The organism is Streptomyces virginiae (genome assembly GCF_040638905.1).
Classification (GTDB): Bacteria; Actinomycetota; Actinomycetes; order Streptomycetales; family Streptomycetaceae; genus Streptomyces; species Streptomyces virginiae_B.
The window spans coordinates 52,074-78,524 of the sequence record NZ_JBEZYV010000005.1 but is presented as its reverse complement, the minus strand read 5'-3'; the positions used below and the strand labels follow the sequence as shown (position 1 = coordinate 78,524).

22 protein-coding genes and 1 tRNA gene are annotated in these 26,451 nt (G+C 72.1%); 15 read left to right on the top strand and 8 right to left on the bottom strand.

Annotated features, from left to right (window positions below; genetic code table 11):
• The first annotated feature begins 68 nt into the window (after window positions 1–68).
• The 5 genes from AB0F82_RS09995 to AB0F82_RS09975 all read left to right on the top strand — a co-directional run bounded on the left by AB0F82_RS09995 (window position 69) and on the right by AB0F82_RS09975 (window position 5,647).
• Window positions 69–557 (top strand): FtsB family cell division protein, encoded by a 489-nt coding sequence (locus AB0F82_RS09995; protein WP_362625424.1) that lies wholly within the window; start codon window positions 69–71, stop codon window positions 555–557.
• Window positions 558–626: 69 nt separating this feature from the next.
• Window positions 627–1,166: a DUF501 domain-containing protein gene (locus AB0F82_RS09990; RefSeq protein WP_356813465.1), complete on the top strand. Its 540-nt coding sequence runs from the start codon at window positions 627–629 to the stop codon at window positions 1,164–1,166.
• The gene (locus tag AB0F82_RS09985) at window positions 1,163–2,116 is read left to right on the top strand and encodes a Ppx/GppA phosphatase family protein (RefSeq protein ID WP_362625422.1); all 954 of its coding nucleotides are present in this window, start codon (window positions 1,163–1,165) and stop codon (window positions 2,114–2,116) included. Before AB0F82_RS09990 ends, AB0F82_RS09985 begins: the two co-directional genes overlap by 4 nt.
• Window positions 2,117–2,726: 610 nt before the next feature.
• Window positions 2,727–4,112 (top strand): NAD(P)/FAD-dependent oxidoreductase, encoded by a 1,386-nt coding sequence (locus AB0F82_RS09980; RefSeq protein ID WP_356813463.1) that lies wholly within the window; start codon window positions 2,727–2,729, stop codon window positions 4,110–4,112.
• Window positions 4,113–4,258: 146 nt separating this feature from the next.
• Entirely contained in the window at window positions 4,259–5,647 is a 1,389-nt protein-coding gene (locus tag AB0F82_RS09975) for a cyclopropane-fatty-acyl-phospholipid synthase family protein (protein WP_362625420.1), read from the top strand.
• Between the two features lie 88 nt (window positions 5,648–5,735).
• Here AB0F82_RS09975 and AB0F82_RS09970 read toward each other — a convergent pair whose 3' ends face one another.
• Together AB0F82_RS09970 and AB0F82_RS09965 are read right to left on the bottom strand one after the other, a co-directional pair.
• On the bottom strand, window positions 5,736–8,288 hold the full coding sequence (locus AB0F82_RS09970) for an ABC transporter permease (RefSeq protein WP_362625418.1): 2,553 nt from the start codon (window positions 8,286–8,288) through the stop codon (window positions 5,736–5,738).
• A 58-nt stretch (window positions 8,289–8,346) separates the two neighbouring features.
• Window positions 8,347–9,111, bottom strand: coding sequence for an ABC transporter ATP-binding protein (locus AB0F82_RS09965; RefSeq protein WP_106981591.1), 765 nt, complete (start codon window positions 9,109–9,111; stop codon window positions 8,347–8,349).
• A gap of 420 nt (window positions 9,112–9,531) precedes the next feature.
• On the opposite strand from AB0F82_RS09965, the gene AB0F82_RS09960 reads away from it, so the two are divergent.
• Window positions 9,532–9,613, top strand: a tRNA-Leu gene (locus AB0F82_RS09960).
• 170 nt (window positions 9,614–9,783) lie between these two features.
• A complete protein-coding gene (locus tag AB0F82_RS09955; protein WP_362625416.1) occupies window positions 9,784–10,632 on the top strand; it encodes a Bax inhibitor-1/YccA family protein in 849 nt (282 codons plus the stop codon).
• Window positions 10,633–10,759: 127 nt separating this feature from the next.
• On the opposite strand, the gene AB0F82_RS09950 is transcribed toward AB0F82_RS09955, so the two are convergent.
• Window positions 10,760–10,990: a DUF4287 domain-containing protein gene (locus AB0F82_RS09950; RefSeq protein WP_356813459.1), complete on the bottom strand. Its 231-nt coding sequence runs from the start codon at window positions 10,988–10,990 to the stop codon at window positions 10,760–10,762.
• 101 nt (window positions 10,991–11,091) lie between these two features.
• Here AB0F82_RS09950 and AB0F82_RS09945 point away from each other — a divergent pair, with 101 nt between their 5' ends.
• Window positions 11,092–11,436, top strand: a complete 345-nt coding sequence (locus tag AB0F82_RS09945; protein ID WP_356813458.1) for a hypothetical protein — start codon at window positions 11,092–11,094, stop codon at window positions 11,434–11,436.
• On the opposite strand, the gene AB0F82_RS09940 is transcribed toward AB0F82_RS09945, so the two are convergent.
• From AB0F82_RS09940 to AB0F82_RS09930, 3 genes are all read right to left on the bottom strand, one after another.
• Window positions 11,420–12,235, bottom strand: a complete 816-nt coding sequence (locus AB0F82_RS09940; protein ID WP_362625653.1) for a hypothetical protein — start codon at window positions 12,233–12,235, stop codon at window positions 11,420–11,422. The genes AB0F82_RS09945 and AB0F82_RS09940 overlap by 17 nt on opposite strands.
• Window positions 12,236–12,767: 532 nt before the next feature.
• Entirely contained in the window at window positions 12,768–13,988 is a 1,221-nt protein-coding gene (locus AB0F82_RS09935) for an acetyl-CoA C-acetyltransferase (protein ID WP_356813457.1), read from the bottom strand.
• Window positions 13,989–14,296: 308 nt separating this feature from the next.
• Complete coding sequence (locus AB0F82_RS09930) at window positions 14,297–15,313, bottom strand: SGNH/GDSL hydrolase family protein (RefSeq protein WP_362625414.1); 1,017 nt, start codon at window positions 15,311–15,313, stop codon at window positions 14,297–14,299.
• Between the two features lie 128 nt (window positions 15,314–15,441).
• Here AB0F82_RS09930 and AB0F82_RS09925 point away from each other — a divergent pair, with 128 nt between their 5' ends.
• Window positions 15,442–16,827, top strand: coding sequence for a cystathionine beta-synthase (locus AB0F82_RS09925; protein WP_356812536.1), 1,386 nt, complete (start codon window positions 15,442–15,444; stop codon window positions 16,825–16,827).
• 364 nt (window positions 16,828–17,191) lie between these two features.
• Here AB0F82_RS09925 and AB0F82_RS09920 read toward each other — a convergent pair whose 3' ends face one another.
• On the bottom strand, window positions 17,192–17,575 hold the full coding sequence (locus tag AB0F82_RS09920; RefSeq protein WP_362625412.1) for a hypothetical protein: 384 nt from the start codon (window positions 17,573–17,575) through the stop codon (window positions 17,192–17,194).
• Between the two features lie 142 nt (window positions 17,576–17,717).
• Between AB0F82_RS09920 and AB0F82_RS09915 the strand changes: the two genes are divergently transcribed.
• Window positions 17,718–18,560 carry a MurR/RpiR family transcriptional regulator gene (locus AB0F82_RS09915; protein ID WP_362625410.1) on the top strand — a complete coding sequence of 281 codons (843 nt, stop codon included), beginning with the start codon at window positions 17,718–17,720 and terminating at the stop codon, window positions 18,558–18,560.
• A 98-nt stretch (window positions 18,561–18,658) separates the two neighbouring features.
• Here AB0F82_RS09915 and AB0F82_RS09910 read toward each other — a convergent pair whose 3' ends face one another.
• A complete protein-coding gene (locus tag AB0F82_RS09910) occupies window positions 18,659–20,011 on the bottom strand; it encodes a diaminopimelate decarboxylase (RefSeq protein WP_362625408.1) in 1,353 nt (450 codons plus the stop codon).
• 106 nt (window positions 20,012–20,117) lie between these two features.
• Between AB0F82_RS09910 and hutU the strand changes: the two genes are divergently transcribed.
• From hutU to AB0F82_RS09885, 5 genes are all read left to right on the top strand, one after another.
• Window positions 20,118–21,782 (top strand): urocanate hydratase, encoded by a 1,665-nt coding sequence (gene hutU, locus AB0F82_RS09905; RefSeq protein ID WP_362625406.1) that lies wholly within the window; start codon window positions 20,118–20,120, stop codon window positions 21,780–21,782.
• A 68-nt stretch (window positions 21,783–21,850) separates the two neighbouring features.
• The gene (locus AB0F82_RS09900) at window positions 21,851–23,041 is read left to right on the top strand and encodes an allantoate amidohydrolase (protein ID WP_356812537.1); all 1,191 of its coding nucleotides are present in this window, start codon (window positions 21,851–21,853) and stop codon (window positions 23,039–23,041) included.
• Entirely contained in the window at window positions 23,032–24,372 is a 1,341-nt protein-coding gene (locus AB0F82_RS09895; protein WP_362625404.1) for a formimidoylglutamate deiminase, read from the top strand. The genes AB0F82_RS09900 and AB0F82_RS09895 overlap by 10 nt, the downstream gene beginning before the upstream one ends.
• A gap of 99 nt (window positions 24,373–24,471) precedes the next feature.
• Window positions 24,472–25,650, top strand: a complete 1,179-nt coding sequence (gene hutI / locus AB0F82_RS09890) for an imidazolonepropionase (RefSeq protein ID WP_356812497.1) — start codon at window positions 24,472–24,474, stop codon at window positions 25,648–25,650.
• Between the two features lie 113 nt (window positions 25,651–25,763).
• Window positions 25,764–26,450 (top strand): LPXTG cell wall anchor domain-containing protein, encoded by a 687-nt coding sequence (locus tag AB0F82_RS09885; protein WP_356812499.1) that lies wholly within the window; start codon window positions 25,764–25,766, stop codon window positions 26,448–26,450.
• Window position 26,451 lies beyond the last annotated feature (1 nt).

The following is a 26,451-nucleotide window of genomic DNA, read 5'->3' as shown; positions in this document are numbered from 1 at the left end:
CCCCGCACTCGGTCCCGTACCGTGTGCGGGGACGTATTGCGTAGTGCGTACAAAGGGGAGGCGGACCAATGGCCGGGAGCCGGGATCGGTTCTCCACCTTCTCCACGGCGACGCGGCTCAAGCAGCTCGGTGAGCGGACCGCGGCCCACGTCTACCGCTCGCAGTCGCGCCGGCAGGTGCGCCGCAGCCGCCTCACCGGCAGGGCCGCGCTCCTGGTGCTCGTGCTCTGTACGCTGGTGGTCGCCCTCGCGTATCCGATGCGCCAGTACGTCTCCCAGCGCTCGGAGATCGCGGAGCAGCAGCGGGCCGCCGCCGCCGCGCGGGACCGCCTGGAGCGGCTCCGCGACGAGAAGGCCCGCTGGCAGGACGACGCGTACGCGGAGCAGCAGGCGCGCAAGCACCTGCACTTCCTGCGCCCGGGGGAGGTCGGCTACATCATGAGCGACCCCGGGTCCCAGCCCCCGGAGCCGCACCGGACCGGCCAGGCCGGCTCGGACCGCCCCTGGTACTCCAACGTCTGGGACGGCGTCGACAAGGCCGACCGCCCCGGCGAATGAGCACGGCGGTACCGGAGTACCGCAGTACCGCAGCACCCATCCACGAGAACGAAGAGACTTCCTCCAGGCATGCAGACGCCCCCGCCCCAGACCGACCGGACCGAGCCGACCGACGCGGACATCGAGGCGTTCGAGCAGCAGCTCGGCCGCCCGCCGCGCGGGCTGCGCGCCATCGCGCACCGCTGCCCCTGCGGTCAGCCCGACGTGGTGGAGACCGCGCCGCGGCTTCCCGACGGCACCCCCTTCCCGACGCTGTACTACTTGACGTGCCCGCGCGCGGCCTCCGCCATCGGCACGCTGGAGGCCAACGGCGTGATGAAGGAGATGCAGGCGCGGCTTGCCGAGGACCCGGAACTCGCCGCCGCCTACCGGGCCGCGCACGAGGACTACATCCGCCGCCGCGACGCCATCGAGGTGCTCCAGGGCTTCCCGAGCGCCGGCGGGATGCCGGACCGGGTCAAGTGCCTGCACGTGCTCGTCGGCCATTCCCTGGCCGCCGGCCCCGGGGTGAACCCGTTCGGCGACGAGGCCCTCGCGATGCTGCCGGAGTGGTGGGCCAAGGGCGCCTGCGTCACCCCGTGCGGCGAGAAGGCCGAGGAGTCCGAGTGACCCGGGTCGCGGCCATCGACTGCGGTACGAACTCCATCCGGCTGCTCGTGGCGGACTGCGAACCCGCCACGGGCGAGCTGACCGAGCTGGACCGGCGGATGATCGTGGTCCGGCTCGGCCAGGGCGTGGACAAGACCGGGCGCCTGGCCCCGGAGGCGCTGGAGCGCACCTTCGCCGCCTGCCGTGAATACGCGGCGGTCATCAAGGAGTTCGGCGCCGAGCGGGTGCGCTTCGTGGCGACGTCCGCCTCCCGCGACGCCGAGAACCGCGACGACTTCGTCCGTGGCGTCGTGGAGATCCTGGGCGTCGAGCCCGAGGTGATCTCCGGCGACCAGGAGGCCGAGTTCTCCTTCACCGGCGCCACCAAGGAGCTGACCGCGCACGAGCACCTGGAGCGGCCGTTCCTGGTGGTCGACATCGGCGGCGGCTCCACCGAGTTCGTGGTCGGCGACGACCACGTACGGGCCGCCCGCTCCGTGGACGTCGGCTGCGTCCGGATGACCGAGCGCCACCTGGTGGTGGACGGGGTCGTCACCGACCCGCCGACGCAGGAGCAGGTCGCCGCCGTTCGCGCCGACATCGAGGCCGCGCTGGACCTGGCGTCCGAGACGGTCCCGCTGGCCGAGGCGCGCACCCTGGTGGGACTGGCGGGCTCGGTGACCACCGTCGCCGGGATCGCCCTCGGCCTGCCCGAATACCGGTCGTCGGCGATCCACCACTCCCGGATCTCCTACGAGCAGGTCCGCGCGATCACCGAGCGGATGCTGACGGCCACGCACGCCGAGCGCGCGGCGATCCCCGTGATGCACCCGGGGCGGGTGGACGTGATCGGCGCGGGCGCGCTGGTCCTGCTGGCCATCATGGAGCGCACGGGCGCCGAGGAGGTCGTCGTCTCAGAGCACGACATCCTCGACGGCATCGCCTGGAGCGCGGCGGCCGCCACCGCGTGACGGCCTGAAACGCCGGACGACGACGGCGTTCCGGGTCGCAGAACGGAGCGCCCTCGTCCTGGCCGCCGTCAGATGCCGCGGTGGACGTCGCCCCAATCGCCGACCCCGACGACGGGGATGCCGGTGCCAGGGGATGAAAGGTCATCGCGCGTTCTGACCCCGTGGATCCCACACGCAGCACCTCCGGGACGGATGAACCGTGGGGTGCTGCGTGCGTTTCGGGCCTTCGTAACGGCCTTACGGGGGTCCGGGGTCGCCGCGCGCCGAAGAAGTTCGTGAAGTTCTTCACAAGGAAAAGTTCGCGATGGCGCACTGGAGGGCCGCTTCGGGCCGTTCCGGGGCTCCACGGGGGCGTCTGGCAGTGGGCGTTCGTGCGATGCGAGGAGGCCGACGAGTGGTGTCGGTAGGTATCCACGAACCCGGTGGTCTACTCCGGTTTCGGCCTTGGAGGCCAGTTCAGGACGGGTGAACAACGACTCCCGTAACCCCTTGGTTCCCGTTGCGCGTCATGACGTCCGTCACGTGGGCGGCGCAGTGTAGCAGAGGCCTCCCGAGTCCTTGTGAAGGGGCTCACGAGCAACACCCCATTGGGTGCTGGATACTCGTTCTCATGAGCACCACGGAGCGTCCCAGGATCCTCGTTGTAGGAGGTGGGTACGTAGGCCTGTACGCAGCCAAGCGCATCATGAAGAAGATGCGTTACGGCGAGGCGACCGTCACGGTCGTCGACCCGCGCTCGTACATGACCTACCAGCCCTTCCTCCCCGAAGTGGCCGCAGGCAGCATCTCGCCTCGGCACGTCGTCGTCCCGCTGCGACGCGTGCTGCCCAAGGCTGAGGTTCTCACCGGCCGGGTCACCAGCATCGACCAGGACCGCAAGGTCGCCGTCGTCACGCCGCTGGTCGGCGAGGCGTACGAGCTGCCCTTCGACTACCTGGTGATCGCCCTCGGTGCCGTCTCCCGCACCTTCCCGATCCCCGGCCTCGCCGAGCAGGGCATCGGCATGAAGGGTGTCGAGGAGGGCATCGGCCTGCGCAACCACGTACTCGAGCAGCTGGACAAGGCCGAGTCCACGACGGACGAGGACGTCCGCCGCAAGGCCCTCACCTTCGTCTTCGTCGGCGGCGGCTTCGCCGGCGCCGAGACGATCGGCGAGGTCGAGGACATGGCCCGCGACGCCGCGAAGTACTACTCCACGATCAAGCGCGAGGACATGCGCTTCATCCTGGTCGACGCGGCCGACAAGATCCTCCCCGAGGTCGGGCCCAAGCTCGGTACCTGGGGCAAGGAGCACCTCGAGTCCCGCGGCATCGAGATCTACCTCAACACCTCCATGGACTCCTGCGTGGACGGCCGCGTGGTGCTGAAGAACGGCCTCGAGGTCGACTCCAACACCATCGTGTGGACCGCCGGCGTCAAGCCGAACCCGGTCCTGGCCCGCTACGGCCTGCCGCTGGGCCCGCGCGGCCACGTCGACGCCCAGCCGACCCTCCAGGTCACGGGCACGGACTACATCTGGACCGCAGGCGACAACGCCCAGGTTCCGGACATGGCCGCCCGCAAGGCCGGCATCGAGAACGCCTGGTGCCCGCCGAACGCCCAGCACGCGCTGCGCCAGGCCAAGGTCCTCGGCGACAACGTCATCTCGGGCATGCGTGGCTTCCCGCAGACCGAGTACTCGCACTCCAACAAGGGTGCGGTGGCGGGCCTCGGCCTCCACAAGGGCGTCGCGATGATCGTCATGGGCAAGACGAAGATCAAGCTCAAGGGCCGGCTCGCCTGGTACATGCACCGTGGCTACCACGGCATGGCCATGCCGACCTGGAACCGCAAGATCCGCGTCTTCGCCGACTGGACCCTCGCCATGTTCCTCAAGCGCGAGGTCGTCTCCCTCGGTGCGCTGGAGACCCCGCGCGAGGAGTTCTACGAGGCCGCCAAGCCGGCGCCGGCTCCGGCCGCCGCCGCTGCCCCGGCCGAGAAGGCCAAGGCCTCCTGACCCTGCGTCGGGAACCCGGCCCTTGAGCCGGTAGAAGGTACGACCCCGAAGGGGCCGCCCGCCATCCGTGGTGCGGGCGGCCCCTTCGGCGTACCCGGGGCCGCGGATGGGTAGAGGGATGGGTCGGAACTTTGTGGAGGTGCGCCATGACCGACGCCGCTCCGCGGCTGGCCGCTCTTGCCGAGACCCTGCTGGGCGGCCCCCTGCCCGTGCGCATCCGCGCGTGGGACGGGAGCGAGGCCGGGCCGCCCGGCGGCCCCGTGCTCGTCGTCCGGGGCCGCCGTGCCCTGCGCCGGATGCTGTGGAAGCCCGGCGAACTGGGCCTGGCCCGGGCCTGGGTGGCCGGCGAACTGACCGTCGACGGCGATCTGTTCGAGGTGCTGGACCGGGTGGCCGGCCTGCTGTGGGAGCGTGACCGGGAACCCGTCCCCGCGCCCGCCCCCACCCCGTCCCGCCTGGCCGCGCTGCGCACGCTCCTGCCCCGGCGCGCCTCGGCCGCCGCGGGCGCCGCCGCCGGCACCGCCGCGCTGCTGCGCGACGCGGACGCGCGGGGCGCCGTACGGGACCTCGTCACCCTCGCCCGCCCGCTGCCGGCGCCCCCGCCGCCCGCGGAGGAGGCGCCCCGGCGCGGCGGCCCCCGGCACACCAGGGGCCGCGACCGGCAGGCCATCGGCCACCACTACGACGTCGGCAACGACTTCTACGAGCGGGTCCTCGGCCCCTCCATGGTGTACTCCTGCGCCTACTGGACCCCCGGCTCCACCCTGGAGCGGGCCCAGCACGACAAGCTCGACCTGGTCTGCCGCAAACTCGCCCTGAAGCCCGGGGACAGGCTCCTCGACGTCGGCTGCGGCTGGGGCTCCATGGCCCTGCACGCGGCCCGCGAGTACGGCGCCCGCGTCACCGGGATCACGCTCTCGCGCGAACAGGCCGTGTACGGCCGCAAGAAGGCCGCGGACGAGGGCCTGGCCGACCTGGTCGAGATCCGGATCCAGGACTACCGGGACGTCAAGGACGGCCCCTACGACGCCATTTCCTCCATCGGGATGGCCGAACACGTCGGAGCCGACCGCTACCGCGACTACGCCCATACCCTGCACGGCCTGCTGCGCCCCGGCGGCCTGCTGCTCAACCACCAGATCGCCCGCCGGCCGGAGGCCGACGAAACGGCCTACAGGGTGGACGAGTTCATCGACGCGTACGTCTTCCCCGACGGCGAGCTCTCCCCGGTCGGCACCACGGTCGGCGAACTGGAACGGGCCGGCTTCGAGGTCCGCGACGTGGAGGCGCTGCGCGAGCACTACGCCCTGACCCTGCGGGCCTGGGTGGCACGGCTGGAGGAGCACTGGGACGAGGCCGTGGCCCTCACATCGGCCGGCCGGGTCCGGGTCTGGCAGCTCTACATGGCCGCCTCCGCCCTCGGCTTCGAGCGGGGCCGCCTCGGGGTCAACCAGGTGCTCGCGGTGCGGCCCGCGGGCCGTGGGGACGCGGGGCTGCCGCTGCGGCTGCGCACCTGGGGCGCACAGGCGGGCTGATCGTTCCTGCGAGGGCGACGGGAAGAGCCCCGGGGCATGTCGCCCCGGGGCCCTTCCGTGTCCTCCCGCCGGTTTCCGCGCGGCGCTCCTACTCGGTCTTGATGGCGGTCAGCATGTTCAGGCGGGCGGCGCTGCGGGCCGGCCACATGGCGGCCAGGACGCCGACCACTGCGGCCAGCAGGAGGAAGATCCCGATCCGGTCCCACGGGAGGATCAGCTCGTAGCCGGGCATGGCCTTCGCCAGCGTGGAGCCGACGGCCCAGGCGAGGAAGATGCCGATGGCGACGCCGAGGACGGCCCCGAAGAGGGAGATCACCACGGCTTCGAGGCGGATCATGTTCTTGACCCGGCTGCGGTCGAGGCCGATGGCCCGCAGCATGCCGATCTCCTGGGTCCGCTCGAAGACGGACATGGCCAGCGTGTTGACCACGCCGAGCACCGAGATGACCAGCGCCATGCCGAGCAGGCCGTACATGATGTTCAGCATCGTGTTGATCATGCCGCCCATCTCGTTGCGCATGTCCTGCTGGGTGGCGACGGTGATGGCCGGGTTCTTGCCGAGGGCGTCGACGACCTTCTGCTGGGCGGCCTTGGAGGCCCCGCCGTCGACGTTGACGTACACCTCGGGGATGTACATCTCCTCGCTGTGCTCGCTGAGGACCTTGTCGTCGATGACGTAGGGGGAGAGCAGGCCCTCCATGTCCTTGAAGATCGCGCCGACCTTGACGGACGCTTCGCTGCCGTCGTCGTACTGCAGCTTGATCGGGCTGCCGACGGTGAAGTTGTGCTTCTTGGCGGTCTTCTCGGCGACGGCGACCTCGCCCTTGCCGAGGCTGTCGAGCGAGCCGCTGAGGACCTCGACGTTGAGGAGCTGGCCGATGGTGGCCGGGTTGACGCCGGATGCGGCCCGGAAGTCACCGTCGACCAGGAAGTAGCCGGCCGTCTGCGGGGAGACCGCCCTGATGCCGGGGGCCTTGGCCAGCGTCTCGGCCACGGACTTGTCGAGGCTCCCCGCGTCGGAGGACATGGAGACCCGGTAGTCGGCCTTGAGCTTCTCGGTGCTCATGCGGTCGACGACCTTGCCGACGGTGATGCCGAGCACGGACAGCGTGGTGACGAGGGTCAGGCCGATCGCCAGGGAGGCGGCCGTGACGGCGGTGCGGCGCGGGTTGCGGACGGCGTTCTGGGCGGCCAGCTTGCCGGGGACGCCGAAGACCTTCTGCAGCAGCGGGCGGACCGCGCCGATGACCGGCTTGGAGAGCAGCGGCAGCAGCACGATCATGCCGATCAGCATGAAGAAGGCGCCGCCGCCCATGGTCATGCGGCCCGTGTCGCCGCCCTTGGACACGCCCAGGAAGACCAGGCCGATGCCGGCGAGGCTGATGACCGACCCGAGGATGTTGCGTACGAGCAGGGACTTCGAAGTGGCCGGCAGGTGGGCGCTGCCCATGGCGGCTACGGGTGCGATCCGGCCGGTGCGCCAGGCCGGCAGCACGGCGGCGACGGTGGTGACGACGACGCCGATGACGAGGGCGGCGACGACGGTGCCCGGGGCGATCACGGGGGCGCCGCCCGGCAGCTTGGCGCCGAGGGAGCCGATGACGGAGCGGATCCCGATCGCCAGGCCGATGCCGCCGAGCAGGCCGGCGGCGGCCGACAGGACGCCGACGACGAGGGCCTCCGTCAGCACGGAGCGCATGACCTGGCCGCGGTTGGCGCCGACGGCGCGCAGCAGCGCCAGCTCCTTGGTCCGCTGGGTGACCAGCATCGTGAAGGTGTTGTAGATCAGGAAGATGCCGACGAAGAGCGAGATGCCGGCGAAGACGAGCAGCATCGTGCTGAGGTTGCTGAGGCCCTTCTCGATCTGCTCGGCCTGCTCGTCGGCGAGCGCCGCGCCGGTCTGCGCCTTGGTCGTCTTGCCGTCGATCAGCGGCTTGATGTCGGCGAGCAGCTTGTCGGCGGAGGTGCCGTCCTTCGCGGCGACCGACAGCTCCTGGAAGTAGCCGGGCTTGAGGTAGAGCTCCTGGGCGACCTTGGTCTCGAACAGGACCAGGCTGCCGCCGGCCTGGACGGCGCCGTCCTCGGTCGTGAAGACGCCGGCGAGGGAGTACTCCTTGACCGGGCCGTTGGTGGCGACGCGGACCTTGTCGCCGACCTTGTAGCCGCCCTTGTCGGCGGTGGCCCTGTCGAGGGCGACCTCGTCGGCCCTGGCCGGGCCGGCGCCCTGGACGAAGGCGTAGCGCGGGTTCTTGCCGTCCTTGACGGGCATGTAGTTGGCGCCCTGGTTGGACCAGCCGGAGCCGATCAGCTTGCCGTTCTCGTCGCCGACGCCGGCGAAGCCGGAGACACGGCCGGAGACGGAGTCGACGCCCGGGAGCGCCTTGATCTTGTCGAGGGTCGGCTGGCCGAGGCCGGGCTCGCCCTCCTTCTGGCCCTGCTCGTTGCGGCCCTGGCCGTACGAGGTGACCGAGACGGCGACACCGTCGTAGCTCTTGGCGGACTGGCCGGAGAGGGACTTCTTGAGGGTGTCGGTGAAGACGAGGGTGCCGGATACGAAGGCGACGCCGAGGGTGACGGCGAGCACCGTCATCAGCAGCCGGGCCTTGTGCGCGAGGACGTTGCGCAGGGCGGTACGGAACATGGGGGATCTCAGTCCTGGGGCTGGAAGTCTGGAGGAAGGGCCGGGGCGGGACCCGGGATCAGCTGGTGCGGCCCTTGGCGTCGAAGGCCTTCATACGGTCCAGCACGCCGTCGGCGGTGGGGCTGAGCATCTCGTCGACGATGCGGCCGTCGGCGAGGAAGATGACGCGGTCCGCGTAGGAGGCGGCCACCGGGTCGTGGGTGACCATCACGACGGTCTGGCCGAGCTCGCGGACGGAGTTGCGCAGGAAGCCGAGGACCTCGGCGCCGGAGCGGGAGTCCAGGTTTCCGGTCGGTTCGTCGCCGAAGATGATCTCGGGGCGGGAGGCCAGGGCGCGGGCGACGGCCACGCGCTGCTGCTGGCCGCCGGAGAGCTGGGTGGGCCGGTGGCCGAGGCGGCCGGAGAGGCCGACCATGTCCACGACGGTGTCGAGCCACTGCTGGTCGGGCTTGCGGCCCGCGATGTCCATCGGGAGCGTGATGTTCTCCAGGGCCGTCAGCGTGGGCAGCAGGTTGAACGCCTGGAAGATGAAGCCGATCTTGTCCCGGCGCAGCTGGGTGAGCTGCTTGTCCTTCAGGGAGCCCAGCTCGGTCTCGCCGATGCGGACGGAGCCCGCGGAGAAGGTGTCCAGGCCGGCGACGCAGTGCATCAGGGTGGACTTGCCGGAGCCCGAGGGGCCCATGATCGCGGTGAACTGCCCCTGGCCGAAGTCCACGGAGACGTTGTCCAGGGCGACCACCTGGGTCTCGCCCTGGCCGTACACCTTGGAGAGGCCGGTGGCGCGGGCGGCCACGGCCTGGGCGGTGTGCGGGGCGTAGTTCATGGTGGTCACAGGACGGCTCCTCGGTCTGTTGTGCGGGGACCCCTCCATCTTCACCGCGGCCTTACCCGCCGCGGATCAGCCGCCGTGCCTGTTCCCGGGCCCACTCGAGACTGACGGCGGGCGGGCCCGCCTCCTCCTCTGGTATGACAGGAGCTCCGGCAGGAGATGACGGGAGCCCTGGTCGGCGGGCGGTGGCCCGGGGTGGCGCGGGGGGTGGCGCGGGCCGTCGAAATCCCGTCATTCCCGTACAGGTGGTGATCGACGTCCAGAACGGGCCGACCGTGCATTCTGGGGCCTGACGGACCCTCAAGCGCCAATAAAATCAGACAACATCGGATAGGCGGCCGGTCGGCGGCGAGTGTGTTCCGGATAGGCTCGGCGCAGCGTTCAAGGCTTTTTCCACGGGGGCCGCCACGCCCTGCCCGGATGGTGGAATGCAGACACGGCGAGCTTAAACCTCGCTGGCCTTCGGGCCGTGCCGGTTCAAGTCCGGCTCCGGGCACTCCGCAGCTCTGGCGAGGTACCCCTCGCGGCCGCGGCGGGACTCCCTCGTTTTATCCTCTGCGCTTCGCCATGCCTTCTCCTAAGATCCTCCTCCAGCAGTAGGGTGCTTTCTTTGCGAGCGCATTACTCTTGTTGCAAGGCCGCGCTCGGTGGCCACGGAGGAGTGAGATGAGGAGCAGTAACCCGGTCTTCTCGCGACGGGGGTTCAGCCGCGACAACGGTGGCTACGCGGGCTTTGACGCGCAGCACCAGCAGGCCGGGACCAACCCGTACGCGACGAACCCGTACGCGACCGACCCGACCACGGGTATGCCGCAGGCGCCGGCGCGCACCAACGCGATGACCATGGACGACGTCGTGAGCCGTACGGCCATGACGCTCGGCACGCTCATCGTGACGGCCACCCTCTCCTGGGTGCTGCTGCCCGTCGACCCGGCGAACCTCAACAAGTCGTACGCGATCGGCATCGGCGCCGCCCTGGTGGCGTTCGTCTTCGCGATGATCCAGTCGTTCAAGCAGAAGGCCTCCCCGGGCCTGATCCTGGCCTACGCGGCGTTCGAGGGCGTGTTCCTCGGCGTGATCAGCGCGGCCACCAGCACCTACTTCGGTGCCGGCGTGGTCATCCAGGCCGTGCTGGGCACGATGTGCGTCTTCGCCGCCGTGCTCTTCTCGTACAAGATGGGCTGGATCCGCGTCACCCGCCGCTTCTACGGCTTCGTGATGGCCGCGGCCCTGGGCTTCATCCTCCTCATGCTCGCGAACACCCTGTTCGCGGTCTTCGGCGGCGGTGACGGCCTCGGCTTCCGCAGCGGCGGCCTCGGCCTGCTGTTCGGCGCCATCGGCGTCATCCTCGGCGCCTGCTTCCTCGCCCTCGACTTCAAGCAGGTCGAGGACGGCGTGACGTACGGCGCCCCGCGCGAGGAGGCCTGGCTGGCGGCCTTCGGCCTCACCATGACCCTGGTGTGGATCTACATCGAGATGCTGCGCATCTTCCAGATCCTCTCGGGCGACGACTAGCAGGACCTGCGGGCCGCCAGGCCCGCCCGGTCCGGCACACGGCACGGGGAAGGCCCCGCGAGCACACCGCTCGCGGGGCCTTCCCGCGTCCAGGGACCAGGGCGTGGCTTGTCGGGGCCAGGAGTGGTCAGCCGAACCTTCGTGCGGCCCGGCGCAGGTCGTACTCGTGGATGATCGCCTTGGCCTGGCCGTACGACAGCTCGTGCGCGCCGCGCAGCCAGCTGACCTTCTCCTCGAACCGGACGAGCGAGGGGCCTTCGTCGACGGTGCGGAGCCAGTAGGAGACCTCACGGCCGGTGGTCAGGGGGATTCTGTCGATCATGTTGCGGTGGGTCTGCTCGGAGAACTCTACGGACATGGGCGCCTCCGGAGGTTTTGCCGTGCTGTTCTCTTCACGCCACCGTGCCGGAGAGTTCGCCCATTGGCAATGGTGCCCGGACGGCGCGTAGGGTCGGCCGGGTGCTTGACACTTCGCCCCTGAGCGCCGCCGTGGAACGTTTCGCCGACCGCCTGCGGGCCGCACCGCAGAGCCGCCTCCAGCAGGGAGCGGCCGCCGCCGCGCTGGACCTGGCCCGTGAGCTCTCCGTACGCGCCCAGCGGCTGGAGGAGCCCGGGCGGGCGCCGCGGGAGATGCCGGACGAGGGCCTCTTCGTCGTCGGCGACCAGGTGGCGGTGGCCGGCCGGGACCTCGCCGAGGCCCTGCGCGCCGGGGCCGGGGCCCCGGACACGGCGAAGGCCCCGTCCGAGATGCTGGACGAGGCCGTATCGCTGGTGGAGCAGGCGGAGATCAGAGCGATGCGATGACGCGGTCCGCGAGGATGTAGACGTTGCTGTCGGGGTCCTCGGAGTCACCGCAGGAGAAGGTCAGCGCGTAGGCGCCGGAGATCCCCGAGCCGCCCAGCAGGACCGGCGCGGTGCCCGAGCGCAGCGCCTCGGCGAGGCGCTCCGCGGTCTCCCGGTGCCCCGGGGTCATGCAGAGCGTCGTGCCGTCCGTGAAGACGTACACGTCCAGCGTGCCCAGCGGGCCGGGACGGACGTCCGCGAGGGCCGTACGGGCCTCCGCGAGCTCTTCCAGACGGTTCACGGTGCGCTCGTGGTCGGCGCCGGGGTGCGAGGCCTGGGCCGGTACGAAATCGGGGTGCGAGGGGTGGCGCCGGCGGGCGGCGGCCAGCTCGGCCGAATCCTCCGGGTAGCCGGGCAGCTCGTCGAGGGCCTCCTCGCCCAGGACCGGCTCCAGGCCCACCAGGTCGGCCTGCCGGGGCAGGAAGACCGGGTTGTCCTCGCCGAGCCCGGACAGACCGCCCAGCAGCGACGGGGCGTCGGCGGCGTCACGGGCCTCCTGCGCCGCCCAGAAGGCGCGCGCCTCGGCCAGCTCGCGCTCGCGCTCCTCGGCCAGGGCCTCGGCCACGGCGGCTCGTATCTCCGCGGCGGGGGACTCGGCGGCGTGGCGGGCGTGCGGGACGGTCGTGCCACGGGCGTGGACCGGCACCGCCAGCTCACTGCGCAGGGCGGAGACCTGCTTGCGCAGACCGTGGACGGCGTGCAGAGCAGCAGCGCCCACAGCCGTGGCAGCGGCCGTGGTCAGCAGCAGGGCAAGAGACATGGCGCTCACTGACTAACTCCTGAGGTGATTCGATCCCCCGACTTCCTACATCAGAGTGTCCCGGCCTGGGAATGGCGTGCAGTGCATTACGTCACGAAATGGACAGGGCATTCGTCACACCTTGCACCCCTGCGGCGGTGCTGACCTGCGTAAACACCGATCCCCCAGGACATAGGTCACATCCTGGGGGAGATTCGGTCACAGGTCGGCCGCGACGGGATTAGAACCAGCGTCAGTACGGGCCGAGGGTCCTTGCGGCGTCTGGCCCCACACTTGATCCAGTAACCGGACCCCTACTTTCGGCCACGTCCGGGCGGGGGTTTCGACAGCTCGGCCGAGCCGCGCTGTTGCCTGGTCGCGCTGAGCTTCGCCACCGCTGCGGGCAGGTGCCGGCATTCGTTCCTCAGCCGGCTCCTACCCTCCGCTACGGCTCAGCTCAGCCGCGCTGTTGCCTGGTCGCGCTGAGCTTCGCCACCGCTGCGGGCAGGTGCCGGCATTCGTTCCTCAGCCGGCCCCTACCCTCCGCTACGGCTCAGCTCAGCCGCTCGATCACCATCGCCATGCCCTGGCCGCCGCCCACGCACATCGTCTCCAGACCGAACTGCTTGTCGTGGAACTGCAGGCTGTTGATCAGCGTGCCGGTCAGGCGGGCGCCGGTCATCCCGAAGGGGTGACCCACGGCGATGGCCCCGCCGTTGACGTTCAGCTTGTCGAGGGGGATCTCCAGGTCCCGGTACGACGGGATGACCTGGGCCGCGAAGGCCTCGTTGATCTCGAACAGGTCGATGTCGCCGACCGTCAGGCCGGCCCGCTTCAGGGCCTGCTTCGACGCCTCGACCGGGCCGAGGCCCATGATCTCGGGGGAGAGCCCGGTGACACCGGTGGAGACGATCCGGGCCAGCGGGGTCAGGCCCAGCTCGCGGGCCTTGGTGTCGCTCATGATGACCAGCGCGGCGGCGCCGTCGTTCAGCGGACAGCAGTTGCCGGCCGTCACCAGGCCGTCGGGGCGGAAGACGGGCTTCAGGCCCTGCACACCCTCCAGGGTCACGCCGGCGCGCGGACCGTCGTCGGTGGAGACGACCGTGCCGTCCGGGGTGGTGACGGGGGTGATCTCTCGGGCCCAGAAGCCGTTCTTGATGGCCTCCTCGGCCAGGTTCTGGGAGCGGACGCCGAACTCGTCCATGTCCTGGCGGGTCACGCCCTTGAGGCGGGCCAGGTTCTCCGCGGTCTGGCCCATCGCGATGTACGCGTCGGGGATCAGGCCGTCCTCGCGCGGGTCGTGCCACGACGAGCCCTCGCTCTGGGCGACGGCCGCAGTGCGGGCCTCCGCGTCGCCGAAGAGCGGGTTGTGGGTGTCCGGCAGGCCGTCCGAGGACCCCTTCACCGAACGCGAGACCATCTCGACGCCCGCGGAGATGAAGACGTCACCCTCGCCCGCCTTGATGGCGTGCAGGGCCATGCGGGAGGTCTGCAGCGACGAGGAGCAGTACCGGGTGATCGTGGCGCCCGGCAGGAAGTCCATGCCCATCTGGACGGCCACGATGCGCGCGAGGTTGTGGCCCTGCTCGCCGCCCGGCAGACCACAGCCGAGCATCAGGTCGTCGATGTCGCGCGGGTCCAGCTCGGGGACCTTGGCCAGGGCGGCCTGGATGATCGTCGCGGTCAGGTCGTCCGGGCGGACGTCCTTGAGGGACCCCTTGAAGGCGCGCCCGATGGGAGAGCGGGCGGTGGAAACGATGACGGCTTCGGGCATCGGGACTCCAAGGGGTGCGTCGTTGCGGGACCGCATGCGAAGTTACCGCCCCGTACGGTCGAGGTCACCGGCCTGAGGGTGTGATGCCGGTCGCTCCCACGGGCCCCGGCCGGCAGGGGCCCGCACCCCAAGGGTGCGCCACACCGGCCGGGCCCGGGCCACACCCCCTGGTCTCGCCGATCGGGCCGGGCCCCACGGCCCCCAGCACTGATCCGGCCGATCGACCAGACACCCCTGGGCCGTGTCGTCGAAGTCCCGCCCGGCCGGCCCCGCCCTTCGGGCGGCCGACGCTCCTTTGACGACCCTCCCTAGGGAGCGAGCTCCGCCGCGTCCGGGGCCGCGGGCGCCGGGTCCTCGCCCGGCACCCGCCGCCGGCGGCGGTGCTTGAGCAGCACCCACGGACCGCGGGCCGCCGTGACCTCCGTACCCGCCTGGCCCGCGGCGGCCGACGCGGCCTTCGCCACCGGCAGCATGTCCTCGTCCCGCGACACGTCGAGCCGGTCCGACTCCGGCCACAGCGCCAGCGCCGCGCACAGGGTCGGCAGCATGGCCATGGCCGCCGTCGCATACCCCTCCGCCGACGGGTGGTAGGAATCCGGGCCGAACATCTCACGCGGGTTGGCGGCGAACTCCGGGCCCAGCAGGTCCCCCATCGAGACCGTACGGGCACCCAGCGCGACCACTCCTATGGTCTGCGCGGCGGCCAGCTGCCGTGACACACGGCGCGCCAGCCAGCGCAGCGGCTGGTACACCGGTTCGATCGTGCCCAGGTCCGGACAGGTCCCCACGACAACCTCGGATCCCGCCATGCGCAGCCGGCGCACCGCCGACGTCAGCAGCCGGACCGACTGGGTCGGCGGCATCCGGCGCGTCACGTCGTTCGCGCCGATCATGATCACGCAGACGTCCGGCGGGGGCGCGTCCCGGTCCAGCAGCAGCCCCACCTGGCGGTCCAGGTCGTCCGACATCGCACCCGACAGGGCCACGTTGCGCAGCTCCACCGGCCGCTCCGCGACCGCCGCCAGCCCCGAGGCCAGCAGCGCGGCCGGAGTCTGCCGGGCCCGCCGCACACCGAGCCCGGCGGCCGTGGAATCACCCAGCATCCCCAGCCGCAGCGGGCCAGGGCTCTGCTCCGGGCCGCCGAACTCGCTCCCGTACAGCCCGTCCGCGCGCGGCGGGTCCGGCAGCCCGGAGCCCACCGTGCGCTTGGCGAACTGCACCTCCGCCACTACCAGCCCGACCGCGGCGGCCCCGACGAGTCCGATTCCGCCACCGCCGTACGCCGCCCCCGCCGCGATGCGGCGGGCTGTTCGCGCCCTGGACACCTTTCAGGCCACCTCCTCGGTCCTCATTGACCCCTACCTGCCCCGTACACACGGTCGGCCAATCCCTTTCGGCATACCCTGGCCATGCCTCCCGGAGAACCCGTGGAGTCCCCTCCTTGGAGAACATGGTGCAATTCCACGACTCGATGATCAGCCTCGTCGGCAACACCCCGCTGGTGAAGCTCAACCGTGTGACCGAAGGCCTGCAGGCCACCGTCCTTGCGAAGGTCGAGTACTTCAATCCCGGCGGATCCGTGAAGGACCGGATCGCCGTACGGATGATCGAGGCCGCCGAGCAGAGCGGAGCCCTCAAGCCCGGTGGCACCATCGTGGAGCCGACCAGCGGCAACACGGGTGTAGGACTCGCCATCGTGGCCCAGCAGAAGGGCTACAAGTGCATCTTCGTCTGCCCTGACAAGGTGTCCATGGACAAGATCAACGTGCTGCGCGCGTACGGCGCGGACGTGGTCGTCTGCCCGACCGCCGTCGACCCCGAGCACCCGGACTCGTACTACAACGTGTCCGACCGCCTCGTGCGCGAGACCCCCGGTGCCTGGAAGCCCGACCAGTACAGCAACCCGAACAACCCCCGTTCGCACTACGAGACCACCGGTCCGGAGCTGTGGGAGCAGACGGACGGGAAGATCACCCACTTCGTCGCCGGCGTCGGCACGGGCGGCACGATCTCCGGCACCGGCAACTACCTCAAGGAGGTCAGCGGCGGGAAGGTCAAGGTCATCGGCGCCGACCCCGAGGGCTCGGTCTACTCCGGCGGCTCCGGCCGCCCGTACCTCGTCGAGGGCGTCGGCGAGGACTTCTGGCCGACCGCCTACGACCCCAACGTCACCGACGAGATCATCGCGGTGTCCGACAAGGACTCCTTCCAGATGACCCGCCGGCTGGCCAAGGAGGAGGGCCTCCTCGTCGGTGGTTCCTGCGGCATGGCCGTCGTGGCCGCGCTGAAGGCCGCCGAGGGCCTCGGCCCGGACGACGTCGTCGTCGTCCTGCTGCCGGACAGCGGCCGCGGCTACATGAGCAAGATCTTCAGCGACGAGTGGATGGCGGGACACGGCTTCCTGGAGGAGGCCGGGCCGGCCGCCCGCATCGGCGACGTGCTGGACGACAAGGAGGGCGGCATCCCCTCCCTCGTCCACATGCACCCCGAGGAGACCGTCGGCGAGGCCATCGAGGTCCTGCGCGAGTACGGCGTCTCCCAGATGCCGATCGTCAAGCCGGGCGCCGGCCACCCCGACGTGATGGCCGCCGAGGTCATCGGCTCGGTGGTGGAGAAGGAGCTGCTCGCGGCGCTGTTCGCGCAGCGCGCCTCGCTCTCCGACCCGCTGGAGAAGCACATGAGCTCGCCGCTGCCGCAGGTCGGCTCGGGCGAGCCGGTGTCCGAGCTGATGGCGGTGCTCGGCGAGGCCGACGCGGCGATCGTGCTGGTCGAGGGCAAGCCCACCGGTGTGGTGAGCCGGCAGGACCTCCTCGCCTTCCTGGCGAAGACCGCGAAGTAACCGGCGTTTTCCGGCCGTCGCGCAAACGGTACGGGCCGGACACGTGACAGCAGCACGGCCTTAACACGGCTCCGGCACAGTGGTGGTCGTCGGCAGGGAGACCGGGAGACCGGACCCGGCCGGCACCACCGACGGTGTTCGCGCACCTCCGGAGCGGCTCCCGGACACGCGGACACCACGGACGCGGACGGCCCTGACCCGGCCGTGTCCTCCGCGGGGACCGCCGTCGTCCCGCCCCTCGCCCGCCGAGGGTGCGGCGGTCCCCGCGCCAGAATTCCGGGGCTCGGTTCGCCTCAGAGCCGGCCGGTCGATCCAGCCCCGCCGGCGTTCGAGGCGCGGGGCAGCGGTCGGGCGGCGGCGGCAGTCAGTCGAGGGGATCCGGCCGGGTGCGCCGCAGGCGAGCGGCGTGGATGAAGTTCACCCCCAGCACGCCCACCCAGGCCACCACCAGCCCCTTGAAGCCCGTCTGCGCGGCGCCGACGGCCGAGAGCGGCACCGCCAGGACCAGGGTGATGACCGCGAAGCCGAAGCGTTCGCCGAAGTTCCCCTCCGGCGGTCCGGCGGCCGCGTACGGGCTCTCGCCGCGGGCATGGGACAGCCGTTCCTCGGCGAGTCTGCGCCGCAGCTGGGTGTCGACCTTCTCGACGAACGAGTCCACCAGCGCGGCCTCGTACTCCGGGCCCAGCTCCCGCCGGGCCTTCAGCGTCGCGTCGAGTTCCTTCTTGAGCTCTTGGGCGTGGGCGTCCATGCCCTCACCGTAGGAAGCGCCGCCGGCCCCGGCACTGGGGCTGGCCCCCCTATCCGCATCGCGGGCACCGGCTTGCCCCGCTGCATAACCGCATGCAGAGTGCTCCGTGACTGAATAAACCACCGGGACGGAGGGGGACGGCATGAGCGACAGCCCGGCGGCGCGGCTCCAGGCGCTGTTCGAGGGGCACCGGCTGACGCCGACCCAGCGGCGGATCGCGCACTGCATGGTGCGCGGGGCGGCACAGGTGCCCTTCCTGTCGAGCGTCGAGCTCGCCGACCTGGCCGGGGTGAGCCAGCCGTCGGTGACCCGGTTCGCCGTGGCGCTGGGTTTCGACGGCTATCCGGCACTGCGCAGGCACCTGCGCGAGGTGGCTCCGGCCGAGCGGGCCGCCGCCGTGCAGGAGGACTCGTACAACGAGTACCAGCAGGCGGTGCTCGGCGAGATCGAGAACCTGCGGCAGCTGGCCGAGATGCTCGCCGACCCCGCGCCGGTCGAGGAGGCGGGGCGGCTGCTCGCCGCCTCGACCCCGCTGCCCGTGCTCGGGCTGCGGGCGGCGTCCTCGCAGGCGCGCGGCTTCGCGTACTTCGCGGCCAAGGTGCACCCGGACGTACGGCTCCTCGACGAGGGCGGCTCGATGATGGAGGACCGCATCGACGCGGCCCTCTACGAGGGCGCCACCGCGCTGCTGTGCTTCGCGCTGCCCCGGCACCCCCGGGAGGTCGTCGACACCCTGGAACGTGCGCGGAAGGCCGGCCTGACCGTGGTGACGGTCGCGGACTCGGCCTTCGCCCCGGTGGCCCGCCACTGCGACCTCCTGATCCCCGCCCCGGTCGGCACCGGGCTGGCCTTCGACACGGCGTGCGCGCCGATGCTGCTGGGCCGGGTGCTGCTGGAGGCGATGGCGGACGCGCTGCCGGACGCCCAGGCCCGCCTGGAGGCCTTCGACACCCGCGCCGCGGCCCGCGGCCTGTTCGTGGAGTGAGCCCCGCCGCCGGCTGAGCCCCCGCGACGACGCCGAGCCCCGCTAGGACTTCCGAGCCCCCGCGACGACGCCGAGCCCGCGACGACGCCGAGCCCCCGCTACAACAGGGCGTCGCCCAGGGTGCCGCCCGCCTCCGCCACGATGTCGGCGAGGGTCTGCGCGGGCCTGGCGAGGCTGAAGCGGACCTCGCCCCGCGGGGTCACCGTGAAGCCGTGGACCGCCGGGCGGGGCAGGCTGTTGTAGCCGTAGTGGGCCGTGAAGAAGTACGCGCCGGTGTCCGGTACGCCGATCAGGTCGCCGGGGGAGAGCAGCGGCAGCTCGCGGGCCGCGGCGAGCAGGTCCCCCGCGAAGCAGGCCGGGCCCGCGACGTCCTGGGCCACCGGGGCGCCGGCCTTCGGGGCGCCCTTCGCGTCGTACGGCAGGATCCGCACCGGCCAGGCGGCCGGCGCGTAGGCGGTGCGGGTCGCCAGCTGGACGCCGGCGTGCGTGAGCGCGATCGGCCGGGAGCCGCTGCTCTTGGTGTACTCGACCCGGGCCAGCACGAGCCCGTGCTTGGCCAGCAGGGACCGGCCGAATTCGGTGACCAGGCCGTACGAGCCGTCGAAGAGCGCCGGGACGGCCCCGCGCAGGGCGCGGACGTACTGGGCGTACGTCGGGGTCGCCTCGTCCGAGGCGAAGTTGACCGGCAGGCCGCCGCCGATGTCGAGGGTGTCGATCCGGCGGTGCCCGGCCGCCGCGTTGATCTCCTCGGCCAGGGCGTGCAGCTCCCGTACGCCCTGCGCGATCAGCTCCAGGGGGACGCCCTGCGAGCCCGAGTGGATGTGCAGGCGGGTCAGCCACGGCCGGTCCAGGCAGGCCCGTACGAGCCATTCGCGCGCCCCGGGGTCGCGCAGGGCGACGCCGAACTTCGAGGTGGACGTCGCCGTGGACAGCGCGTCGATGGCGCCCGCGCCCGTCTGCGGGTTGATCCGGACGCCGATCGGGGACGCGGTCGGCGCCCCGGCGACGAGTCGGTCGAGGCGTTCCAGCTCCTGCCGGTTGTCGGCGTTGACGGCGATCCCCAGCGCCAGCGCCTCGCGCAGCTCGGCCGTCGTCTTGGCGGGGGAGTCCAGGACCGTCAGGGCCGCGGGCACTCCCGCCGCCCGGGCCAGTGCCAGCTCGCCCGGGCTGGCCACCTCGCAGCCGAGCCCGGCCGCGGCGAGCAGCCGCAGCACCGGGACCAGCGGGGCGGCCTTCACGGCGAAGGCGTGCAGGACGGGCGTGCCGGGTGCCAGGGCGTCCGCGAAGGCGGCCGTCAGGGCGGCCGCGGAGGCCCGGATCCCGTCGGTGTCCAGCAGGCAGACCAGGGGCTCCGCGGAGTCCGTCCCGCCGACCAGTCCCTGTTCGACGGCGGCCCGTACGACCAGATCCCGGCGCTCGGCGGCGCCCTCGCCCTCCGTGTCTGCGGCCATGTCCGCCATCCCATCACCCGACGGGGCCGCCCGCAGCTGTTGACTGAATCTATTCAGGGCGAGAGGATGTGAATGGAAACACCAACATCGGAGGAGGCACCCCGCCATGTCAGGACCCCGCCCCGTACGCGCCGCGCGCGGCACCGAGCTCAGCGCCCTGGGATGGCAGCAGGAGGCCGCGCTGCGGATGCTCCAGAACAACCTCGACCCCGAGGTGGCCGAGCACCCCGACAAGCTCGTCGTCTACGGCGGCACCGGCAAGGCCGCCCGTGACTGGCGCTCGTACGACGCCATGGTCCGCACCCTGCAGACGCTCAAGCAGGACGAGACCATGCTGGTCCAGTCCGGCCGCCCGGTCGGCGTCATGCAGACCCACGAGTGGGCCCCGCGCGTGCTGCTCGCCAACTCCAACCTGGTCGGCGACTGGGCCAACTGGGAGGAGTTCCGCCGCCTGGAGCACCTCGGCCTGACCATGTACGGCCAGATGACCGCCGGTTCGTGGATCTACATCGGCACGCAGGGCATCCTCCAGGGCACCTACGAGACCTTCGCGGCCGTCGCGGCCAAGAAGTTCGGCGGCACCCTCGCCGGCACGATCACCCTCACCGCCGGCCTCGGCGGCATGGGCGGCGCCCAGCCGCTGGCCGTCACCATGAACGACGGCGTCGCGATCTGCATCGACGTCGACCCGCGCGCCATCGACCGCCGCATCGAGCACCGCTACCTCGACGTCAAGGCCGACAGCCTGCGCCACGCCCTCCAGCTGGCCGTCGAGGCCCGTGACGCCCGCAAGCCGCTCTCCATCGGCCTCCTCGGCAATGCCGCCGAGCTGCTCCCGCAGATGCTCGCCGAGGGCGCCCCGATCGACATCGTGACGGACCAGACTTCAGCGCACGACCCGCTGGCCTACCTGCCCGTCGGTGTCGACTTCGACGACATGGCCTCCTACGCCGCCAAGGACCCGGCCGGCTTCACCACCCGGGCCCGCGAGTCCATGGCCAAGCACGTCGAGGCCATGGTCGGCTTCATGGACGCCGGCGCCGAGGTCTTCGACTACGGCAACTCCATCCGCGGCGAGGCCCAGCTGGCCGGCTACGACCGGGCCTTCGCCTTCCCCGGCTTCGTGCCGGCCTACATCCGCCCGCTCTTCTGCGAGGGCAAGGGCCCCTTCCGCTGGGCCGCCCTGTCCGGCGAGGCCTCGGACATCCACAAGACCGACAGGGCGATGCTCGAACTCTTCCCGGAGAACGAGTCCCTGCACCGCTGGATCAAGATGGCCGGCGAGCGCGTCCACTTCCAGGGCCTGCCCGCGCGCATCTGCTGGCTCGGCTACGGCGAGCGCGACAAGGCCGGCGAGCGCTTCAACGAGATGGTGGCCGACGGCACCCTCGCCGCGCCGCTGGTCATCGGCCGCGACCACCTCGACTGCGGCTCGGTGGCCTCCCCGTACCGCGAGACCGAGGCCATGCTCGACGGCTCCGACGCCATCGCCGACTGGCCGCTGCTCAACGCCATGGTCAACGTCGCCTCCGGCGCATCCTGGGTCTCCATCCACCACGGCGGCGGCGTCGGCATGGGCCGCTCCATCCACGCGGGCCAGGTCACCGTCGCCGACGGCACCCCGCTGGCCGGCGAGAAGATCCGCCGCGTCCTCACCAACGACCCGGGCATGGGCGTCATCCGCCACGTCGACGCCGGCTACGACATCGCCGAGACCGTCGCCGACGAGCGCGGCGTCCGCGTCCCGATGCGCGAGGGCGACGACGCGTGAGCGGGGCCCGGTTCACGCCCGCGGCCGGTTCGGCCGCGGGCCCCGGCGGGACGCCGTCGTTCCACGAGATGTGGGCCGAGCTGGCGCCCGTCGGCCGCAACGCCGACACCGGCGGCTACCGCCGCTACGCCTGGAGCGGGGCCGACGCGGACTGCCGGACCTGGTTCCAGGAGCAGGCCGAGGCGCGCGGGCTCACGTACGAGACCGACCGCAACGGCAACCAGTGGGCCTGGCTCGGCGACCCCCTCGCCGGGGACGCCGTGGTCACCGGCTCACACCTGGACTCCGTCCCCGACGGCGGTGCCTTCGACGGCCCGCTCGGCGTGGTGTCCTCCTTCGCGGCCCTGGACGAGCTGCGCAGGAGGGGCGCGCAGTTCTCCAGGCCGCTGGCCATCACCAACTTCGGTGACGAGGAAGGCGCCCGCTTCGGGCTCGCCTGCGTCGGCTCCCGGCTCACCGCCGGCCGGCTGACGAAGGAGAAGGCCCACGAGCTGCGCGACGCCGACGGCGTCTCCCTGCCGCAGGCCATGGAGGCCGCCGGCTACGACCCCGAGGCCATCGGGGCCGACCCCGAACGCCTGGGCCGCATCGGCGCCTTCGTCGAGCTGCACGTGGAACAGGGCCGGGCCCTGGACCTGTCCGGGGACCGGGTCGGCATCGCCTCCGCGATCTGGCCCCACGGACGCTGGCGGTTCGACTTCCGCGGCGAGGCCAACCACGCCGGCACCACCCGGCTGGTCGACCGGCGCGACCCGATGCTCACCTACGCGGCGACCGTGCTCGCGGCCCGCAGCGAGGCGGCCCTCGCCGGTGCCGTCGCCACCTTCGGGAAGATCTCCGTCGAGCCCAACGGCGTCAACGCCATCCCCTCGCTCGTGCGCGGCTGGCTCGACTCCCGGGCCGCCGACCAGGCCACCCTCGACACGGTCGTCACCGCCATCGAGAAGGCCGCCCGAGAGCGCGCCGACCAGGACGGCATCGACCTCGGCATCGTCCGTGAGTCCTTCACCCCGGTCGTCGAGTTCGAGCACGCCCTGCGCGACGAGATGAACCGGATCCTGGGCGGTTCGGTCCCCGTCCTAGGAACCGGGGCGGGACACGACGCCGGAATCCTCTCCGCCGCCGTCCCGACCGCGATGCTGTTCGTACGGAACCCGACCGGCGTCTCCCACTCCCCTCGGGAGTTCGCCGCCGAGGACGACTGCGTGGCCGGCGTCCTCGCCCTCGCCGACGTACTGGAAGGCCTGGCATGTCGCTGACGACGTACTGGCTGGAGCACGCCTGGCTCGGCACCCATGTCGAGCCGGGCGTCGCCCTCGACGTCACCGAAGACGGGCGGATCGCCGCCCTGCGCACCGGCGCCGACACCCCGCCGCCCGGCGCGGAGGTCCTGCGCGGCCTGACCCTGCCGGGCCTGGCCAACGCGCACAGCCACGCCTTCCACCGGGCGCTGCGCGGGGCCGTCCAGGTCGGCTCCGGCACCTTCTGGACCTGGCGCGAGCTCATGTACCGGGCCGCCCAGAACCTCACCCCCGACAACTACTTCGCGCTCGCCCGCGCGGTGTACGCCGAGATGGCCCTGGCGGGCATCACGAACGTCGGCGAGTTCCACTACGTCCACCACGCGCCCGGCGGCACCCCGTACGCCGACCCCAACGCCATGGGCGAGGCCCTGATCGAGGCGGCCGCCGCGGCCGGGATCCGGATCACCCTCCTGGACACCGCCTACCTCTCGTCCGGCTTCGGCGAGGCGCCCAACGCCCACCAGCAGCGCTTCTCGGACGGCAGCGCCGACGCCTGGGCCGAACGCGTCAGCGCGCTCAAGCCCCGCGAGCACGCCCTGATCGGCGCGGCCGTGCACTCGGTGCGGGCCGTGCCCGCGGACCAGCTGGCCACCGTCGCCCGCTGGGCCGAGGAGCGCCGGGCGCCCCTGCACGTGCACCTGTCCGAGCAGACCGCGGAGAACGACGCCTGCCAGGCCGCCCACGGCCGCACCCCGACGCAGCTGCTGGCCGACCACGGGGTGCTCGGCCCGCGCACCACCGGCGTCCACAACACGCACCTCACGGACTCCGACATCGCCCTGCTCGGCGGCACCGGCACCGGCACCTGCATGTGCCCCACCACCGAGCGCGACCTCGCCGACGGCATCGGCCCGGCCACCCGGCTCCAGCAGGCGGGCAGCCCGCTGTCGCTGGGCAGCGACAGCCACGCCGTCATCGACCTGCTCGAAGAGGCGCGCGCGATGGAACTGAACGAGCGGCTGCGCAGCCGTACGCGGGGCCACTGGACGGCGAACGCGCTGCTGACCGCCGCCACCGGTGAGGGGCATACGGCGCTCGGCCTGGTCGACGCGGGCCGCCTGGAGGCCGGCGCGCTCGCGGACTTCACCACCGTCGCCCTGGACTCCGTCCGCACGGCCGGCCCCCTGCCGCGGCTCGGCGCCGAAACGGCCGTCTTCGCCGCCACCGCCGCGGACGTCCGCCACACGGTGGTCGCCGGCCGGCACATCGTCCGCGACGGCCACCACACCCTGGTCGCCGACGTCCCGTCCGCCCTGTCCGAGTCCGTCGCGGCCCTGCGCGCCTGACCGTGCCGCCTGCGGCGGGCCCTTCCCCCATCCCGCCCCTTCCCGAAACCGGGCTCTGCGCGGGGTCTGGGGCGGAGCCCCAGGAAACCGAGAGGAACCATGACCACCACGGCCATCACCAACATCGGCAGCCTGGTCACCAACGACCCGGCCCTCGGCGACGGCTCGCCGCTCGGCCTGATCGAGAACGCGGCCGTCGTCATCGACGGCGGCGAGATCGCCTGGGTCGGCCCCGCCGACAAGGCTCCGGCCGCCGACGAGAGCTTCGACGCGCAGGGCCGGGCTCTGATCCCCGGCTTCGTCGACTCGCACTCGCACCTCGTCTTCGCCGGCGACCGCACTCAGGAGTTCAACGCCCGGATGTCCGGCCGCGCCTACTCCGCCGGCGGCATCCGCACCACCGTGGCCGCCACCCGCGCCGCCTCCGACGCCCAGCTGGAGGCGAACCTCGTCCGCCACCTCGACGAGGCCCGCCGCCAGGGCACCACCACCTTCGAGACCAAGTCCGGCTACGGCCTCACCGTCGCCGACGAGGCCCGCGCCCTGCGCATCGCCGCCGCGCACACCGACGAGGTCACCTACCTCGGCGCGCACATCGTCTCCCCGGACTACGCCGAGGACCCGGCCGGCTACGTCGCCCTCGTCACCGGCGAGATGCTGAGCGCCTGCGCCCCGTACGCCCGCTGGGTCGACGTCTTCTGCGAGAAGGGCGCCTTCGACGGCGACCAGGCCCGCGCGATCCTCACCGCCGGCGCCGCGGCCGGGCTGATCCCGCGCGTCCACGCCAACCAGCTCTCCTACGGCCCCGGCGTCCAGCTCGCCGTCGAGCTGGAGGCCGCCTCCGCCGACCACTGCACCCACCTCACCGACGCCGACGTCGACGCCCTCGCCCAGGCGGCGGACACCACGGTCGCCACCCTGCTGCCCGGCGCCGAGTTCTCCACCCGCGCCCAGTGGCCCGACGCCCGGCGCCTGATCGACGCGGGCGCGACCGTCGCACTGTCCACCGACTGCAATCCGGGCTCCTCCTACACGAGTTCCATGCCGTTCTGCATCGCGCTCGCCGTCCGCGACATGCGGATGACCCCCGACGAGGCCCTCTGGTCGGCCACGGCCGGCGGCGCCCGCGCCCTGCGCCGCACGGACATCGGCACCGTGACTCCGGGAGCCCGCGCCGACCTGGCCCTGCTGGACGCCCCCAGCCACGTCCACCTGGCCTACCGGCCGGGCGTACCGCTCGTCTCCGCGGTGTGGAGCAAGGGCGTCCGCGCCTACTGACGAACGGTCAATTCGGGCCTGTCCTTTGTCTTCCCTCCGTAAGGCCCCGGGCGTACCTTGAGCCACCGATCTGATGTGTCGTCAGCTACTTGTGGCCCGAGGGGAAGACGAAGGTGTCCGACCGCAAACGCTCCACCGCGCTCGCGCTGGCCTCCGCGCTGGCCGGATCGGCGGTGCTGCTCGCCGCCCCCACAGCCCACGCCGCGGTCGTCGACGTGGCCTACGACTGCAAGACCCCGATCGGGGACAAGTCGGCCGTGTCGCCCATCGACATCAAGGCCGTCAAGGAGGGCGACGGCTACAAGCTGACGATGTCCTTCCAGAAGGGCGTCTCCTCCAGCCCCATCGAGCTCGGCAAGGGCGCCATGAGCCCCGGCGCCGTCATCGTGGTCGGCGGCGCCGAGAAGGTGTCCGTACCGGTCTCCGGCCCGTCCAACCCCGAGGCCGTGCCGCCCGACACCCCCATCAAGATCACCGATCTCTCGGGCACCTACACGCCCAAGAAGAGCGGCAAGGTCACCTTCACCGCCGGCGTGCTCACCATCAAGGCGATGGGCACCACGACCACCTGCACCCCCGGCAACAACCCGGGGCCCTCGCTGGAACTGGACGTCACCGCGGCCGGCGGGACCGGCGGAGCCGGCGCGCGGCCCGGCGGCGACGCACCGCCCGACACCCTCCCGCAGACCGGGCCGACCGACTCCGCCCTCGCCCTCGGCACCCTCGGCGGCACCGTGATGCTCACCGGCGCGGCCGGCGTGCTCTGGCTGACCCGGCGCGGCCGGCGGGCCCGGTCCTGAA

What these genes read in the sequence shown, in the direction of transcription:
- AB0F82_RS09995 (WP_362625424.1), top strand. Translation starts at nt 69, where the DNA reads ATGGCCGGGAGCCGGGATCGGTTCTCCACCTTCTCCACGGCGACGCGG.
- AB0F82_RS09990 (WP_356813465.1), top strand. Translation starts at nt 627, where the DNA reads ATGCAGACGCCCCCGCCCCAGACCGACCGGACCGAGCCGACCGACGCG.
- AB0F82_RS09980 (WP_356813463.1), top strand. Translation starts at nt 2,727, where the DNA reads ATGAGCACCACGGAGCGTCCCAGGATCCTCGTTGTAGGAGGTGGGTAC.
- AB0F82_RS09975 (WP_362625420.1), top strand. Translation starts at nt 4,259, where the DNA reads ATGACCGACGCCGCTCCGCGGCTGGCCGCTCTTGCCGAGACCCTGCTG.
- AB0F82_RS09970 (WP_362625418.1), bottom strand. Translation starts at nt 8,288, where the DNA reads ATGTTCCGTACCGCCCTGCGCAACGTCCTCGCGCACAAGGCCCGGCTG.
- AB0F82_RS09965 (WP_106981591.1), bottom strand. Translation starts at nt 9,111, where the DNA reads ATGAACTACGCCCCGCACACCGCCCAGGCCGTGGCCGCCCGCGCCACC.
- AB0F82_RS09955 (WP_362625416.1), top strand. Translation starts at nt 9,784, where the DNA reads ATGAGGAGCAGTAACCCGGTCTTCTCGCGACGGGGGTTCAGCCGCGAC.
- AB0F82_RS09950 (WP_356813459.1), bottom strand. Translation starts at nt 10,990, where the DNA reads ATGTCCGTAGAGTTCTCCGAGCAGACCCACCGCAACATGATCGACAGA.
- AB0F82_RS09940 (WP_362625653.1), bottom strand. Translation starts at nt 12,235, where the DNA reads ATGTCTCTTGCCCTGCTGCTGACCACGGCCGCTGCCACGGCTGTGGGC.
- AB0F82_RS09935 (WP_356813457.1), bottom strand. Translation starts at nt 13,988, where the DNA reads ATGCCCGAAGCCGTCATCGTTTCCACCGCCCGCTCTCCCATCGGGCGC.
- AB0F82_RS09920 (WP_362625412.1), bottom strand. Translation starts at nt 17,575, where the DNA reads ATGGACGCCCACGCCCAAGAGCTCAAGAAGGAACTCGACGCGACGCTG.
- AB0F82_RS09915 (WP_362625410.1), top strand. Translation starts at nt 17,718, where the DNA reads ATGAGCGACAGCCCGGCGGCGCGGCTCCAGGCGCTGTTCGAGGGGCAC.
- AB0F82_RS09910 (WP_362625408.1), bottom strand. Translation starts at nt 20,011, where the DNA reads ATGGCCGCAGACACGGAGGGCGAGGGCGCCGCCGAGCGCCGGGATCTG.
- hutU (WP_362625406.1), top strand. Translation starts at nt 20,118, where the DNA reads ATGTCAGGACCCCGCCCCGTACGCGCCGCGCGCGGCACCGAGCTCAGC.
- AB0F82_RS09900 (WP_356812537.1), top strand. Translation starts at nt 21,851, where the DNA reads ATGTGGGCCGAGCTGGCGCCCGTCGGCCGCAACGCCGACACCGGCGGC.
- AB0F82_RS09895 (WP_362625404.1), top strand. Translation starts at nt 23,032, where the DNA reads ATGTCGCTGACGACGTACTGGCTGGAGCACGCCTGGCTCGGCACCCAT.
- hutI (WP_356812497.1), top strand. Translation starts at nt 24,472, where the DNA reads ATGACCACCACGGCCATCACCAACATCGGCAGCCTGGTCACCAACGAC.